The sequence below is a fragment of the Ruegeria sp. B10 genome (assembly GCF_056539825.1).
In genome coordinates, this window is record NZ_JBQFVP010000020.1 from 20185 (window position 1) to 36848 (window position 16664).

Below are 16664 nucleotides of genomic sequence, written 5' to 3' on the forward strand. Positions count from 1 at the left end.
GTTACTGGGTCGATAATCCGTCGCATCTTGGGGTACAAAAAATTCAAAGCCATTATTCTGCTTCCGGACGCAATCCCGGCCTTTTGCTCGTATTGTAGTAAGTGGAGATGATGCGCAGAAGCCAGGCAGCTTCTTGCTCTACGTCAAATTCCGCAGTGACTTTCTTGTAGCCTTCGGCCCCCATCCGGATGCGTAAATCGCCGTCAGACAAGACCTGACGCAAGCCGGCACAGAGGGCCGTGACATCCCCCGGGGGGACCAAAACCCCACTGACTTTGTCTTCGACAAGTTCGGGTATGCCTGCAACACGAGTAGAAACAACTGGCAGATTGGCCGCCATGGCCTCCATCAACACGACCGGGACGCCCTCAGCGAAGCTGGGCAAAACAAGGGCATCACTTTCCATAAGGATGGTCGCCACTTCACTTTGCGATTTGTACCCGGCAAACATAATCGCATCGGACACACCCATCTCCTTAGCCTGCTGCTCAAGAACAGCGCGCTCTGGCCCATCCCCAACCAAAACAAGGCGTAGGTTCGGAAACTCTTGCCCAAGAGTCCGCATTGTCTCCAACAGCAGCGGAACCCCCTTAACACCAGCCAGTCGTCCAACAAAAAGAAGCTGGTTCCCCTGGCGCGTGACATCCCGGCCTTGATATCGGACCGGATCGACCCCGCAATGAACAATGTGAAGCTTGTCCCAATCATCTTTGTGCGAGAATGCCATAGCCTGTGATCTGCAAAAATGACTGATGCATGCAACAAACTTCGCCTCGGATATCTTGGCGTCCAAGCGCCAGCGTTCTGGCTCGAAAAAGATATCCGGGCCGTGCAGTGTAAAACTGAACGGGATACCCGAGACACGGCTGGTCAACATCGCTACGGTACAGCTGGCTTTTGCAATGTGATTGTGCAGATGGCGTACTCCGTTTCGGCGCAAATGATCAGCTAGAACAACCGCTTCAAAGAAATAGAACAATTGATACAAGAATGCTCTGGCGCCTGGGGCGCTGGTACGAACTGCAAACCTCAGGGCGGAAAAGTATCGTCTGGGGTCCCGGGTCAACGCCCGCAGATGACATCCCGTCAGATATCCCAGGTTACGAGCGGCCTGTATAACATAGAAAGTTTCCGCAGCTTCGGCCCGCTGTTCCTCGCCGACGAGATGCTCTTGACCTGTTTTGCGTATGGAACAGGTCAGAACCGTCACGCCTTGGCCACGTAAGGACGCAACCTCTCGCTGAATGAACGTGTCAGTCGCGCGCGGGTATTCCCCAGTAAGATAAGCTATAGGACCGGAGAATGTCACACATGATCCTTTTCGATAGATCGGCTCATGGCCTGCTCAAAACTATAGCGCGCTGTCCAGCCCAACCTGTTGTGTAGCATGGCATTGGAATATCTTTGCGGCTGCAAGCGCGCGGCCAGTGTTTTGCGCCGGCACAGTCCGGGCGATCGCGGCAACAGCTCACCGATAGCGGCAATCCTTGAGAACAGGCTATAGCGTAATGGGAGAATGACGCGTGGCCATCCTGTTTTTTGTAAGGCTTTCACGAAAACGCCTCGGTCGGGTAGGTCGTCGTCAATGACATTCACCACGCCGCATCCCTCACGCTGCTCTACAGCAAGAGCAATGGCCTGTGCTGTATGCTCGACAAAACTGAGAGGAAGCTGCCCCTGTCGTCCGATGCGCAAAAGAAAAGGGCCAAATCCCAATCCCAGATGACTGTTACAGAGTCGCCCAGGGCCGAAAATCACCCCCGGTCGCAAAATCGACAGAACAAGGCCGCGGTCTGCCGCAAGTTTGCGGGCTATACTTTCCTGAGCCAGCTTGGCTCGGCAATAGGCATCCCGGCCGATACCGTCCTGCTCCAGCGGCGTGGTCTCATCCAGCACTGCGAATGATGGCACAGCAGACACATCATAAACGGACAACGAGCTGACCAACACCAGATGAGCCCCTTTGGGCATCATTCGTCCGATTTGTTCGGTCATTGGCAGTGTAGAGGCGGCATGATCCTCGTCATTGCCAGACATAAGCGCCGCACAATGAACAACTGCATCACAATCGGCGCATGCCATTTGCAATTCTTCGGCGGGCGAGATCAGATCAGACACTATAATCTGGATGCCCGGATCGTAAGACCAGTCCAGAAACGCGCCGCTGCGCTGCCTGACCAAAGCCAAAACATGATGTCCCCGCTCTCGCAGAGTAGCGACCGTATGGCACCCGACAAACCCGCCAGCACCAGTGACAAGGATCTTCATCCCTTCCATGGTAGCAACTCCATCGGCTGGCAGTGGGTTTGCATAATCTGTACACCGTTTTCCTGACCCGCATTGTGAATGGCCAATGTGACTTCATTCAGGTGCAAGGCGAATTCCGGTGTCAGTCGGTTTGGGCGCTGCTTTTCCAGCGCATTGAGCATCTCCATCGGGCCCAGAGCAAAATTCATCGAAGCCGCGCCTGTACGCCTCACTTTAGGGGGCGGCGTTGTTTTCAGATGCTGGCGTTTCCCAATCGGGTTCTCAAGCAGACGGCGCCGGATGCGCACCCGGCGGTGAAAGCGGACAGGTGCCCCGTTATCCCATGCCCGGTTTATCTTAAGTACTCCATTGTCCCCCACGACCTGAAGTGAATGGTCATGCGGCGCGACAATCGAACATGTCAGACGGGCAACCATTCCGCTCTTAAAAAACAGAACCGCAACGGACATATCCGGCGCGGATTCTTCCGGCAACAGGTCGGGTAGAATGTTCGCGGATGCCGCGACCACCCGCTCGACCGATCCGAATATCGCGATAAGCCATGTCAGATAGTACCCGGCATGTTCCAGTGTACACCCGACCTGCATCTCATCCTCAAAGGGCCAGGGGGCTCCCGATACACTCTGCCAATCCTGATGTGGGGCCTGCGGAATGAACCCATCATCCAGTTCGGCGTAAACCAACCGGGGGGTACCAACCACCCCATCCCGAACCGACTGCATAACAATCTGTGCGGCCTCTCCCAGAACGCTACATGGTGCCGAAGCCAACATCAGACCGCGCGCGCGAGCCAGATCGTACAGTTCTTGCGCATGTGACATCTGCGTCGCCAACGGCTTTTCCGAATATACATGAAATCCAGAGTCCAGTGCCCGGCGGGTAACGTCGTAATGCGCGGAGGGGTTGGTCAGATTCAAAACCAGACTACCAGGGGCCTGCATCTGAACGAATTCGCCCCAAGACTGGGCGACCGGAACAGACCAATATGCCCCAAAAGCTTCGGCTCTAGCGGTGTCCTGGTCATAGACGACACAAACCCGGCTTTCTGGAAAGCTTTCAAAAGATTTCATGTAGAGATCGGCGACAAACCCACAGCCGATTATAGAAACTATGCTCATTGAGCAGCACCATTACCTTTGAACGGAATTAATCGAATCTTTCTTAGAATCCCTTTGTGGCAAACTACTGGCGAAACAAACTCGTCGTTTCATACATCCTCTACCGGCCTCGGGTCCACTCCGTTCCACCGGCTCGAAGCCTGACGGTTACATGCACCAGCATATAGACTAAAAAACCGGCAGGAACTTCGAAGAACAACCGGATCAAATCTCTCGTTGAAAGGCTGAATTTCCCTTCATTTTTCTCAAGAACTGGATAGCAGCGGCGCACTTCGGCAACGCCAGCATCCTGTCGGCGACGAACGCGTACCAAGTTCCGGAACCCTTCGACCATTGGCCAATGATAGGCTGCAGGTACTTCATGACGTTCTTCTGGCGAAAAGTGTAGCCGTACAAATGTATCGTCAGAAATGATGTTCGGGAATGCCCCCCAGCGGGCCCGGCCGGTAGAATTCACCGCAAAACAGCCAGCGCCGACTGTACCGCCTTGCACAAACGGCAAACGCACCCACATATCAGCATAGCGTCGTGTGACCCAAGTTCGCGCACGAGTGACTTGCAAGGTTCCTGTCGCATAACGTGGTCCGGGCGCATCCAAAGCCGCTCGGATCTGTTCCAGCAACTCGGGATCACACAGCACATCTGCATCCAGATAAAGACGTGCTCCACCCGCAATGATCTGATCCGCATTGTTAAATGCATTCAGCTTGCCAGCTTCAGGGATATCCAGAACATGCAGCTGCCAACCTTTTGCCTTGAAGGCGCTTCTGAATGTTTCCACAATCTGAACTGTTCTATCCGAACAGGCATTCGCCGCCACAACAACCGCTAAATGGCCAGATGAAATTGTCTGCCTTGTCAACGCTTCCAAGCAGGCAGCGATGTAGTTCTCTTCATTATGGGCCGCTATAATGACAGTCAGACAATCTTCTGATTTATTTGCAAAGGAAGACTTCACGGATCCCTCATGCACATTTCTATTCACCTGTAATGCTTTTGATTAAATCAAATCCCGTTTGTGATGCCAGAGTTTGAAGAAACATCAAAGCATCATGGACATCTCATATTCTGTCATTCATCAAAAAAAAGGGATTTCCCAGTTCAGTGAATGAGTTCCGCAATGAATGAAACTGTTATGGCGGCCCCGGCGACCCTTTCAACTGCAGGGCTGCTAGCGCTTGTGAACACACCCACACGCGCCAAGCTATTGGAGAGCATCCAGATTCACTGGAGCAATAACCGAGGCTTCACTGTGGCCACACTCAACTTGGACCACATTGTAAAATTACGAAGCTCGGCTAATTTTTCATCGGCGTATCAATCTCATAGCCACGTTGTTGCGGATGGAAATCCGATTGTCTGGCTCTCCCGACTGGCCGGTAAAAGGATCGAGCTTGTCCCAGGATCGGAACTGATCCAGCCACTCGCGGCGCTGGCCGCGCAAAACAAAATCCCTATCGCCCTGTTGGGCGCGACACAAGACACGCTTGATACAGCTGCTGAGAGACTGGCACAGGAACATACCGGATTGCAGGTTGTCGCACGCATAGCCCCCCCGTTTGGATTCGATCCGGAAGGCTCAAATGCCGTTTCGATATTGGAAACTATAAATGCTTCTGGCGCAAAACTGTGCTTCATTGCATTGGGCGCTCCGAAACAGGAGATACTCGCTATAAAGGGCAACACGATCGCGCCGCAATGCGGGTTTGTCTCAATTGGGGCGGGGCTGGATTTTATCGCTGGAACTCAAAAACGAGCTCCCAAATGGATGCAAACACTGGCGGTAGAATGGGTCTGGCGCATGTTGCACAATCCCCGCCGTCTTATGCTTCGTTATGGGCGCTGTATCCTGATCCTGCCTCATTTAACCTTTGGCGCACTCCGCACACGGTTCCTTCACGGCGAATAAAAGAGCTAAAGAGCGGCGCAACTACAACTGTTCATAGCGCCACCCTAGTATCAAACTCAAACCATCGGATAACTCTGGAAGCACCTATGGCAAACTGTATCCCTCGCAAAATAGGTTTTCTTATTCCGGAATTTCCCGGGCAAACGCATTCCTTCTTCTGGCGAGAAATCCAGATCATTCGCAAAGACCACAATCTAAACGCTGAAATTATCAGCACCCGGCTGCCCGCACAGCCAGTCACCCATGAATGGCTGAAAGATGCTGATCCACATTACCTCTATCCTTTCAGCCTCAAAGACTGCGCATTTGCCCTGTTTGACTTTCTCCGACGGGTCCCAAAATTTCTCGGTCATAAAGACAGTTGGCAAGTCTTGCATAAGCCAAAGGCTTGGGCGCTTTTGGCTATGGCCACAAAGTTGGGACGGCAATGCAAAGCACTTGGAATTGATCATTTGCATATCCACTCATGTGCGGATTCTGCGTTGTTGGGCGTGATGTGCCATAGAATGTATGACTTGCCTTACAGTCTTGTTTTACATGGCCCTTTTTCCGACTACGGCGCCTACCAGAACTATAAGTGGCGGCACGCAGCGTTTGTATTTGTCATAACCAACCTGCTGTACCAAGAAGCATTAAACCGGATGCCGGATTTGGCAGATAAAATCCACATCGCCCCCATGGGTGTCGACACCAATCATTTTGTACCTGCCCAAATTGTCCAGTCAGACAATTTTGATGGTTTCACCTGGTTTTGCTGCGCCCGGCTGAACAAGGTGAAAGGTTTTGATACACTATTGCCGGCCGTCAAACAGCTTGAACAGGATTACCCGGATCTGAAGTTCCGACTGATAATTGCGGGCGAAGACGAGCTAGGGGGCAACGGGTATCGAAAAGTCCTAGAGCACGAAATCAAAGCGAAAAACATAGAAAGCAAAATAACTCTACTAGGATCCGTACCTCAGACGAAAGTATTAGAGCTCATGCAGTCCAGCGATGGATTCGTTCTTGCCAGCAAACATGAACCGTTGGGCGTCGTTTACATGGAAGCTATGTCCTGCGGCCTGCCAACACTTGGGACCGATGCAGGCGGAGTGGCAGAGTTAATCGACAACGGAGAGGATGGATTGCTAGTCCCACCCAACGAACCAGATGCCCTCGCGCAAATGATGCATCACGTGATGATTTCCCCTCAATTGAGGGCTTCACTGGGCCAAAAAGGGCGAAGAAAAATCCAGCGCCACTTCTCGTCCTCCCGCAGCGCAAAGCTAATGTCGGATATACTACTGAACCGGCACATTGAATAATGTTTGAAATCTAAGCCCGCGCATTTGAGGAACACAAAACGATTGATAGTGTTCCGATAGGGTACCGGCTCCCGCCCCGACGCTCTCAAGACATCTGTTTTTAGTGTTCACGCGTCAGTAGTACGGGAATAATACATCCTAACCCTAGGTGATACGTAACTTGCGCATCACTTTCTCCGCAAACGGATGTAAAACAGGAGGAGTGTATTTTCGCATCTTATGCAGCCGGTTTTCCCGATGCTCGGTTTTGTCAGATGAACCAGGGCGCACACGAAAAAGTGTGGAATGTGCTACATGGCTGTCGGACCAAGTAGCCGTATAATAATAAAGCGCAATTGATAGGCGGGGGATGCCTTCTGGATGATTAATTGGCTCTGGGTTTCCATGCATACTTGTCGAACTGGTCGAGAAGCAGCACATGCGATTCATAACTGGAGGGTAAGTTGCAATCTGTTCCTGCATATCATCCGTCCAGATCTCGAATGCGCCTCCGTATTCCGGTTTCCAATCTGGGTTGAGGTAAATCAGGACATTCAACCGACGCTCAAGATGCATTGGCTTGTGATAATTGAAATCTGCGTGAATACCCAAATAACCGCCGTTATTGGTTCTGTGAATTCCGGCGCCCAAAAAATAAGGATCCGGGACAAGCCCTTTGATGCCCGTCATTTCTTCAAGGAACTTGAGAAAAGACTTGGAGTTTAGAGCATTAAATACAGCACGTGAATATAGAGGAAGAATATCTGGATTGTAGGACGTCTTCAGATGCTCTTGTGGACTGAGATGCTCCGGGGCTTTCTCACCTTGCGATAACGCCTCCTGCCTTACTTTTTCGACAACAGATTCAGGCAGAAAGTTATCAATGCCTATATAATGATACGGTTGCCCTGATTGATATTCGGTTGCAAATTTCTTTCCTATATCCGCCGCCTGCTTCGCATCAAGATAAAGAGTATCGCAATCAAGCGGGTAAACCGAAAAATCCTTGTCGTCCCCTGCCAGCGTTTCAGAATAATCTGTCACCATAAAACCTCAATCAACAATGCAATATACCCTGGAAAATAAAGTGCACGGCAGCCATGTTCAGTGTCAACAAAGAAAGCTGCTGGCAACGCCGCGCATTTTTCGAACTTTCCAACAGTGATGAGCGCCTTTCCTGATCAGAAAACACATGGAAATTCGCCCTAGAAACGGAACTCCAAACCCGCATAGGCTGAAACCTGATATGAGCCCGTGCTCTCGATGATCCCCTCAGCGCCTGCTTCGATATTCATGCCATTTGCCATCAAGTACTCTCCGGACAGACTTAGATAGCCACCCAAAACACTATCGTCACCGCCTGGATTGAAGCTGATATCTTGGCCCAACAAAGCGCCCTCAATGGTATCCCCGCCAAAATTGGTTCGGGCCTCCAAACCTGCGCGCAGACGATAGCTTAAGAAAGAGCCGTCTGCGGAAACAGACTCGAATGGAGCCGCAATCTGCAAGCGCATCACTCCTATGTGCACGTTCCGGCTGTCTACCGTTTGATTGGCCGTAGCGCCGCTTTCCGTATATCCATCCAGAAAGAGGCCCGCGTAGCGCAGCGCAAGGCTCCCCTCCAGACGGTGCCCGGCAATCTCAACCGGTTTTGTCACCGTCAATGCGGGCGACACAAACCAACCATCAAAATCCGCAGTCGCCGTTTCCACGCCACCCGTAGCGAGATTGTTGAGAACCTGTCGCTCCTGGTCAAACGATGAATAGCCAGCGGTGAGCGCCAAATCGAACGTCAGCCCCGCTCCCTGTGTGGTGGCATACGTACCAACAAAAAAACTCTGACTATCCACGCTTTGGCTATCTGTGTCCGTCTTTACCCTACCTTTGGAGCCGCCAACAAAGAAGCCGGTCTGCACTCCACCAATATCAACAGGGTCTGTGCCCAGCATCAACCCGCCAACCCATTGGGTATTTGACGTCACAGAGCCATCGGAATCCTGATTGCGATACGAACCAAACGTATCAATCCACACCGCCTGAGCAGAGGCCGGCGATGCACCCGAGACAGATGACAGGCTTCTGGTCGCCGTTTCCTGACGTTGTGATCTTAAACCATAAAACCGACTGTCTAGGACCGACGCAATACCGCCCGTCAGGTCAGCAAGCTGTTCATCCTGCGTGGAGAAAATGGTTGAATCCACAGCTGCGAGGCGATTTCCGGACAAGATGAAGGGGGCACCATTTGTCATGATACGATTTGGGGTCGCGGAAAACGTGTAATCGAGGGATAGCCCGTTTCCAATTTCCAAAGTCTGCGTTCCCCCGCCTTGGAAAGATATGTTGCCTTGAATAATGGACCCCGGCAGCACAGCCAGAGATGCACCAGAGCCAAGAAAGGTGATACTATCCGCACCACTGCGCCCAATGGACCCTGAGTTGATCAACTGAGTATTGTCGCTTGCGCTAGAAAATGATCCGATTGAGCCGGAGTTGCTTACGCGTGAGTCAGCAGCTGAACTGCCAACCGATATAAAACCTGCCGTCCCGGCATTGACAATCTCTGTTTCTATCCCGACCGTCAGGACTTGTCCTCGAACAACACCAAAATTGCTGAAGCGTGTATTTCGACCTCCGATGGCAATCGCGTCATCAAACATACCGGTGTTGGACGCGCCAACGGTACCAGTGTTTTCCACAACCGAGTTTTCGCCAACCGTTTGTATGAACCCGCCGATGGAATTCGTATTCGTGACCCTAGCTCCCGATCCGAAGGTCAAAACATTCCCGTTGATGGTGCCCGAGTTTGCAAACGTTGCGTCCATCTCATTAAGCGTGACATTCTGAACAACCGTCCCGGAATTTGTTACACGAGCATTTGCAGCTCGGGCAAACACCTCATCAGCACTGCCGCTATTGGTGATTGCAGAATTCTCACCTCTGGTTTCAATGAAACCCGCAACCGTGCCCGCGTTCGAGATATTGGAACCGTCGCCAGATGTTCTAATATTACCCCCGACACTGCCCACATTGTCGACCCCGGATAAATCATCAAGGGTATCGATATCTCCATCAACCCTGCCCAGATTCTGGACACTCGACCCATTACCCGTTGTTTCCACACGCAGGATTGTTGTTCCGCTTGGAACAACACAAGAGGACGTGTTGCTCAGGCCGCAGACAGACTGTGCAGACGCATCAGATACACTGATAAGAAGGGGAAAAATCGTCCCCGCGATAGCCGCACTTAATATGCGAATCCAGGTGCCGTGCAGCATCATTTTACTTGTTACCAACTTCAAAACGTTATCCGATGAATTTACACAATTCACTACCTGCGGGTCAAACGACCGCTGCGATTGCACGGGATTAACTATTTAGTTGTTGTGTGATTGCGTCATTGCTACGAACGAATGCCGGTAGGTCTATATTTTGTCACGACATCCCAAACAGTTTCTTGCATGAGTTCCGCCGCTTCAGGGCTGGGATTGTCAAAAAATGTACCATCAGTTTTGGTCAGTTCATATGGCAGGCCAACCGGTGATGTCTGGTACAGAACGGCATAGTGGGTCAGGGCCACAAGATAGGTCCCGTAATCAGTAAGGTGAATCTCGTCGGAGAACAAATCACTGCGATCGTTTATCGGCCCGACACCTCCGAGGCGTTCGACCTCTCGTACGAACTGCGCCATGACCTGACCCGCTGGGATGATATAGACTGGCTCGGGCTGGTCTTCATAGGCGAGGGCGGAGCGCAGAATTCCTTTTTCCCAATAGCGCTCCAGATCTTTGTCGAGCCGCTCAAGCCAGCCTTCTTCATCGTCCAGAGGGTGCCAGGTTTCATAAAAATAAACACGTATGTCCGGATTGGACTGCCGACCAAGTTGCACCCATTCATGCAGATATTTTGCGCTGTCAAAATATTCGATAGCTGCCTGAATCTCGACCATCTCGGTCAATATCAGAGTATTGTATTCCCCTGAGTATATTGCCTCTTTGGCATCTTTATATTCAGACGGCATGTTTCTCAGTTCAAACCCGTTGATCGGTTCATCCGGCTCCCAGTGGGCTTTCAGCGACGTTCCCCAGCCCAATTGGCTGCTGTAGTGGTGCTCTTCTCCGGCCAATTGCTGCAACATTACTGGCATGTCAGGGCCGACAAGGCTGTGACCCAGATGAAAGACATTCTGTGGCTTTGTCGGCGGAGGAGCAGGTACGTCGTACAAAATATCAAACGCCGCTACATCAATGGGCTTAGTAGCCCCAAATCGCGCCAACCCAACCACTGCTGCTATACCAACCAAAAGGAAAGCCGGAATAAAGCGTTTGATCATAGTGCAACCCTCGTGGTGTCGTGCGTAGGCGCAGGCGCTTCTCTGGGCAACACGGGCCTATCTAGCAATTTGGCACCCTGCACCCTCATACTGATATCCGGGTCGGTATCTCTATCAGCCTGCTCACGCCGACCGTCTGCGGGCACGCATTTCGCGGCGGCGGGCCATTGCATCGCTGCGATTGTTTGCTTTGTCCTGCGCTGGTTGGGCCGGTTCTGCGTCAGCCGGTTTCACTCCGGTTTTCTTCTCGATGGTCTCGGCCAAGCCTGCCAAAGTCGGGAAGCGGAAGATATCCGTGATGCTGAGCCCAGGTACGTTCAGCTCTTTGCGGATTTCCCGGTGTGCCTGTACCGCCAAAAGGGAATGCCCGCCGAGATCGAAGAAATTGTCCCGTCCGCTGATATCGGAAACTCCCAGAATTTGCGACCAGATCGCCGCAATCTTTTGCGTGGCTGAACCGCCTGAGACAGGCTCAGACGCAGGTTGCGAAACGCGCGGTTTCTGCGCAGCGGGTGCGGGTAGGGCCTTGCGGTCGACTTTCCGGTTCGGTGTTAGCGGGAAACTGTCCAGCGTCACGAAATGTGTCGGGACCATGTATTCCGGCAGTTGAGCAGACAGGGCCTGACGCAGTGCTTTGTCATCCACCGGGAGGTCGACCGTCATATACGCCGCCAGTTGAACCAGTCCGGGCGTGTCCTCGCGCGCGATGACAACGGATTGGCGCACGCCGGATTGCGCGTCGATAAGACTTTCGATCTCGCCCAGCTCGATACGGTAGCCGCGTAGCTTGATCTGATGATCGGCCCGGCCCAGGAAATCGAGCCGTCCGTCCGTCCGCCAGCGCACCAGATCTCCGGTGCGATAGAGCCGTGCGCCCGGCATATCTGAGAACGGGTCAGGCACGAACCGCTCGGCGGTCAGGTCCTCACGTTGCCAGTAACCGCGGGTGACGCCAGCGCCGCCGATATACAGCTCTCCAGCCACGCCGATGGGAACGGGGTTTCTATGTTCGTCCAGTACGTAGACCTGCGTGTTGGCGATTGGCGTGCCGACATTGATCACGCCTTCGGCAGAAACGGCGGTTTCGGTCGTTGACCAGATCGTTGTTTCCGTCGGCCCGTACATGTTTTCGATATGCGCAGGCGACAGCTTGTTGATCTGTTTGACCAGCGAACCGGGCAGGGCCTCACCGCCGATCATCATGTGCTTGATCTTGGACAAGGCGAACCGCGCCTCGTCGCTCATCAGGATCATCTGGGCCATGCTGGGGGTACATTGTAGATGGCTGACCTTGTGACGGATGATCTGAGCGGCGATGGAATAGTCATCCTCGGCCAGCTCTGTATCCTGATTGGACTGGCGCAGAACTTCGGCCAGAGGCTTCAGACCCTCCATCACCTGATCGACAGATATGCCATAGTCGATTAGGCATGCGATCTCATCGACACCGATGCGTTTCAGTTCTTCGACCCGGTTCAGGCAGTCTTCGACGGTGCCAAACAGGCCAGAATCCTCGAAATAGCGCAGGAAGGCGAAATCGAGGATGCCTTCGAGTTCCTCATCAGACAGGCTACCCAAATCCAGTTGGAACGGGTTCGAGACACCTTTGGGTTTCTTGAAGGCCGGGAAGGCCCAGGCATATTGCTTGATTAGACCGGCGGCCGAGCGCAGGTAGTCCTTCATCGGCTCGCGCGCGACCTCGCGCACTTCTTCACGGTCCTGCCCGACATAGGTGTGCAGCATCAGGGTGACTGTGTGATCATCGGGATCATGACCCGCTTCGCGCAACGCAGCGTGGTAGATACCGATCTTGTCGGCCACCTCTTGCACGCTCTGGCCCAGAAGGTGGGTCAGGACGTTGGCCCCGATGGCCCCGGCCTCGCGCCAGGTGTCCGGATTACCAGCGGTGGTGACCCAGACGGGCAGTTTTTTGGAGACCGGGCGCGGCTGTGTAACCACTCCATGCATATCCCCGGACTTGGTGGGAAATTCTACCGTTTCACCAGCCCAGAGCTGACGCAGAGTGCTGATCGCTTCGAGCATCGCGGGCTTGTTTTCCGGCGGCGTGTTCTCGGGCCGCAGGACAAAATCATCAGGCTGCCAGCCAGAGGCGATAGCAAGCCCTGCGCGCCCGTTTGTCAGGTTGTCGATCACCGCCCATTCTTCGGCAATGCGCGCGGTATGGTGCAGCGGCGCGACGCAGCTGCCTGCGCGGACACCGATATTCTCGGTCACGGCGGCGACGGCTGCACCCGTCACGGACGGGTTGGGGTAGGGGCCACCGAAGGCATGGAAATGACGCTCGGGTGTCCAGACGGCGCAGAATCCGTTCTGATCTCCGAACTTTGCGCCTTCAAGCAGCAGTTTGTATTTGTCGCGCCCGACGCCATCGTCGTTGCCCCAGTAGAACAGGCTGAACTCCATCCCCCTGCCGGTGATGGATTTCCCGGCACTCGCATCACCTGCGACCAACGCGCGGTTTTCGTCATCGCTGAGAACGATCTTGAAGCCGCGCGCCAGCGTCCAGAACAGCTCTAGCACCGAAATATCGAAGGACAGGCTGGTAACCGCTAGCCAGACCCCGGCCGGATCATGACTTATGCGATCGTCCATGCCGGTGAAAAAATTCGACACGTTGCGATGTTCGACCATGACCCCCTTGGGGCGTCCGGTCGAGCCAGAGGTGTAAATCATGTAGGCGAGGTTCTCCGAACGCACGCCGCTGTCGACATTGTCCGTCGCAGCCGTTCCCAGCCTTGGGTCCGTGTCCAGAAGTAAGGCTTGCGCGCCGTGATCAGGCAGGCTTGCGGCCAGCGCGGATTCCGTCAGCACCACCTTTGCGCCGCTATCCTCAAGATACAGCGCCGTTCGATCCGCGGGGTAGGCCGGATCCATCGGCACATAAGCTCCGCCCGCCTTCAGGATCCCCAGCGCTCCGATCAACAACAGCGGGGATCGTTTGACATGCAAACCCACCAGCGTATCGGGGCCCACACCCATCTCACGCAAAACATGCGCAACCTGATTGGCCAGGGCGTTCAGTTCGGCGTAGGAGAAGCTAAGGTTCTCGAAGACCAGCGCCGGGGCATCTGGCGTGCGTGCGACCTGCGCCTCGAAATGCTGATGCACGCAGGAGGTCTGATCGTATGCGGTGTCGGTATCGTTCCAGTCCTGCAGGATCTGAGCACGCTCGGTCTCGGGCAGGATCGGAAGGTCCTGAATCGTCTGACTGTGCTGCGCCTGATCAGAGAGTGCCACCAGCAGGTTTTCCAGCCGGGCCACAAACAGGTGCAGAGCCGCGTCCGAGATATGTCCGCTGTCCACAAACAGCGCGGCCTGATCCCCGGATGCGGCAAGAGTCAGGCTTGTGCCCGGAACCAGACCAAACGAGACGTCATCGGACAAACCGATCGCAGGCGTTTGTAGCGGAGTTGATCCCGGCATGCGCGCGGGTAAATCGCAAGCAAACGGACCCATCTCGCGGGCCTGTGCGATGGTTTGGCTCAGCCCCTCTTGCGCCTCTGCAAAGACCTGATCAGCCGCAAAGCGGATCGGAACCCAGCTGTTGAGATAGGGTGATGCCGCATCCGATAGCCGCAGCGCCAGATCAAGATGTATGGTGTCGCTAAGCCGCGCCATGAGGGCCGCCAACGCCGTTTGGGCGGTGATATTGTCAAGTCCAGTTGGAAGGTGCAGCACTTGCGACCGAGGCGCACCGGACGGGGCCGCTGTGTTGCTCAGGGGGATCTCGATCTGTTGCAGCGCCTCAAGGCGGATGCGCCATTCGGGTTCAGCGGACAGAGTGGCAGAAACATAACGGTCGATCTGCACCACTTGATCTGGGGTAGGTACGGGCAGGGCGCTGCCCCCGTTCAACAGTCCATCGGTCGAGACCGAAGCCCCCAAACCATTGCGCAATCCGCTGACCTCAACCACTCCGTCACCTGTTGCAACGGTCAGGCTGTCGGCTGTGCTTGCCAGAATGGTACCGGGTGTCGCGTCGGTTTGCTGATCGCTGACCTCGACCGAGCCGACCAGCCAGATCTGGCCATCACGCTCGATCTTCGGACAGCAAAGCGGGTTCCAGTATTCTCCATGATCCAACGCGCGGGTCAAAGCGGCCAGTTCGGTTGCGGGCTTGGAGAAATCCAGCCTAGCGGCTGCCGCCGGGCGGTCATTCTTGGCGAAATAGCTGCGCTGCGACAGGTCTTGCGGGGTCGTGGGCTGATCCGTCTCAAGCGCGCGGATGACATCACCAAAGCTCTCGATGGCAGCGCCATAGCATTTGGTATTCAGGGTCAGGGCGGTCTCACGGTCGCTGATATCGAACAGATTCTGGGCGACAATCCCGCCCTCATCGACACCGCCCGAGATCTTGTGCCAAGTGATCCCGTGCTGTGCCTCACCGTTCAGAATGGCCCATACCGGCGCGTTCAGGCCGGCATAGCGAGGCAGCGGGCCGTCATGAAAATTGACCGCCCCCTTGCTGGCCTTGTCCAAAAGCGTCTGCGGCAACAGATCGAGATTGGCGATGCTGAGCAGCCAGTCGAACGACACCCCCTCGATCCGGTCTGACAAATCCTGACCCGGGGCATGCAGGGGCAGGGAATACGACTGTGCCCAGGCCTCGACATCCGAGTTGCGGGTTGCCACCCCTTGGATTTTGTGTCCCGCCTCCAGCAGCATTTCCCCGCATTGAATGACAAGGGATTCATGGCCGATAAGAAATGTGCTGAAAGGCATCTTTACTCTCCAATAACTGGCTTGGATGCGCTGTCCTGCGTGGTTTTGCGCGTGGGTGCGCGAAAGCAGGCGGACAGGTCATGCCAGGCCAGGGTACGCAAAAAATGGGGCGGAACACCGCTGTCCTTACGGGTGATCAAACACCGCAACCAGTGCAGGAAACCACCGGTCAAATGTACGCAGGTGGCACCGGCCGCATAAAACCGGCCGTGGTTTTTGATGAAATAATGCAGGCGCGAGTCGAACCAATAGGTCGGCACCCGGCTCCAGCTTTTCATACCGGTGGAGACGGACCCGATATGCATGACCTCGCTGGGGCGCAGGTAATCGGTGCGATAACCCGCCAGCGCGGCGCGGCGGCACAGGTCGGTTTCTTCGAAATAGAGGAAGAACTGTTCGTCAAAGAGGCCGATCTCATCCAGAACGCTTTGACGCATCATCAGGCTTGCCCCGGCCAGCCAATCGACAGGGCGGGTCTCAGTGGGGATGGGAATGGGCACGATCCGGTTCTTGAACAGCCGAGTAACGAGGCCAAAGTTAATACCGCTTTCAAATTCACTTGCGATTGAAGGGAAGCGGAAACTGGTCAAATGCGGATCACCGTCTTCGCCGTGGATATAACTTCCCACAAAACCCGCCTCTGGCGTGGCTTCCAGATGCCCCATCAACAGGTGTATGGCATCCGGTGCTGGAAAGGCATCTGAATTCAGGATGTAGATGTAGTCGGGTTGCGTACCATCGGACAGGCCCGTTCGGATGCCCACATTATTACCTGCACCAAAACCGCCGTTATACCCCGATTGGACGACCCGAACGCGATTGTCCTGATCCCAGCCCTGATCTGCAACATGCGCCGAAATTGCCTCGAAAGACCCGTCCCGTGAATCATTGTCGACAACGATGATCTCGCCCGCGATGCCCTCCATTGACTGCCGTGCGGATCTGACGGATCGCAGGGTCATGTCCGGCGTCTTGTAGTTCAGGATAATCGTCAGGAGTTTGGGATCAGACAT

At 54.4% G+C, this 16664-nt stretch carries 11 protein-coding genes; 2 read left to right on the top strand and 9 right to left on the bottom strand.

All coding sequences use genetic code 11. From position 1 onward, the window contains the following. Nucleotides 1-52: 52 nt before the first annotated feature. The 4 genes from ACR0J4_RS21530 to ACR0J4_RS21545 form a co-directional block, all read right to left on the bottom strand. On the bottom strand, nt 53-1309 hold the full coding sequence (locus tag ACR0J4_RS21530) for a glycosyltransferase family 4 protein (RefSeq protein ID WP_170644085.1): 1257 nt from the start codon (nt 1307-1309) through the stop codon (nt 53-55). Continuing rightward, entirely contained in the window at nt 1306-2277 is a 972-nt protein-coding gene (locus ACR0J4_RS21535) for an NAD-dependent epimerase/dehydratase family protein (protein WP_170644087.1), read from the bottom strand. Before ACR0J4_RS21535 ends, ACR0J4_RS21530 begins: the two co-directional genes overlap by 4 nt. Further along, a complete protein-coding gene (locus tag ACR0J4_RS21540) occupies nt 2265-3386 on the bottom strand; it encodes a Gfo/Idh/MocA family protein (RefSeq protein WP_170644089.1) in 1122 nt (373 codons plus the stop codon). The genes ACR0J4_RS21535 and ACR0J4_RS21540 overlap by 13 nt, the downstream gene beginning before the upstream one ends. Before the next feature lie 100 nt (nt 3387-3486). Then, nucleotides 3487-4344 (bottom strand): glycosyltransferase family 2 protein, encoded by an 858-nt coding sequence (locus ACR0J4_RS21545; RefSeq protein WP_480668812.1) that lies wholly within the window; start codon nt 4342-4344, stop codon nt 3487-3489. A gap of 162 nt (nt 4345-4506) precedes the next feature. On the opposite strand from ACR0J4_RS21545, the gene ACR0J4_RS21550 reads away from it, so the two are divergent. Continuing rightward, complete coding sequence (locus ACR0J4_RS21550; RefSeq protein WP_480668813.1) at nt 4507-5295, top strand: WecB/TagA/CpsF family glycosyltransferase; 789 nt, start codon at nt 4507-4509, stop codon at nt 5293-5295. Nucleotides 5296-5381: 86 nt separating this feature from the next. After that, the gene (gene epsE, locus ACR0J4_RS21555; protein ID WP_170644091.1) at nt 5382-6599 is read left to right on the top strand and encodes an exopolysaccharide biosynthesis GT4 family glycosyltransferase EpsE; all 1218 of its coding nucleotides are present in this window, start codon (nt 5382-5384) and stop codon (nt 6597-6599) included. 144 nt (nt 6600-6743) lie between these two features. On the opposite strand, the gene ACR0J4_RS21560 is transcribed toward epsE, so the two are convergent. From ACR0J4_RS21560 to ACR0J4_RS21580, 5 genes are all read right to left on the bottom strand, one after another. Continuing rightward, entirely contained in the window at nt 6744-7622 is an 879-nt protein-coding gene (locus ACR0J4_RS21560) for a 2OG-Fe(II) oxygenase (RefSeq protein WP_480668814.1), read from the bottom strand. A 161-nt stretch (nt 7623-7783) separates the two neighbouring features. Continuing rightward, nucleotides 7784-9853, bottom strand: coding sequence for an autotransporter domain-containing protein (locus ACR0J4_RS21565; protein WP_170644095.1), 2070 nt, complete (start codon nt 9851-9853; stop codon nt 7784-7786). Nucleotides 9854-9978: 125 nt separating this feature from the next. Then, nucleotides 9979-10908: a hypothetical protein gene (locus ACR0J4_RS21570; protein WP_170644097.1), complete on the bottom strand. Its 930-nt coding sequence runs from the start codon at nt 10906-10908 to the stop codon at nt 9979-9981. A 123-nt stretch (nt 10909-11031) separates the two neighbouring features. Beyond that, the gene (locus tag ACR0J4_RS21575) at nt 11032-15651 is read right to left on the bottom strand and encodes a MupA/Atu3671 family FMN-dependent luciferase-like monooxygenase (protein ID WP_170644099.1); all 4620 of its coding nucleotides are present in this window, start codon (nt 15649-15651) and stop codon (nt 11032-11034) included. A 2-nt stretch (nt 15652-15653) separates the two neighbouring features. After that, nucleotides 15654-16664 (bottom strand): glycosyltransferase family 2 protein, encoded by a 1011-nt coding sequence (locus ACR0J4_RS21580; protein WP_170644130.1) that lies wholly within the window; start codon nt 16662-16664, stop codon nt 15654-15656.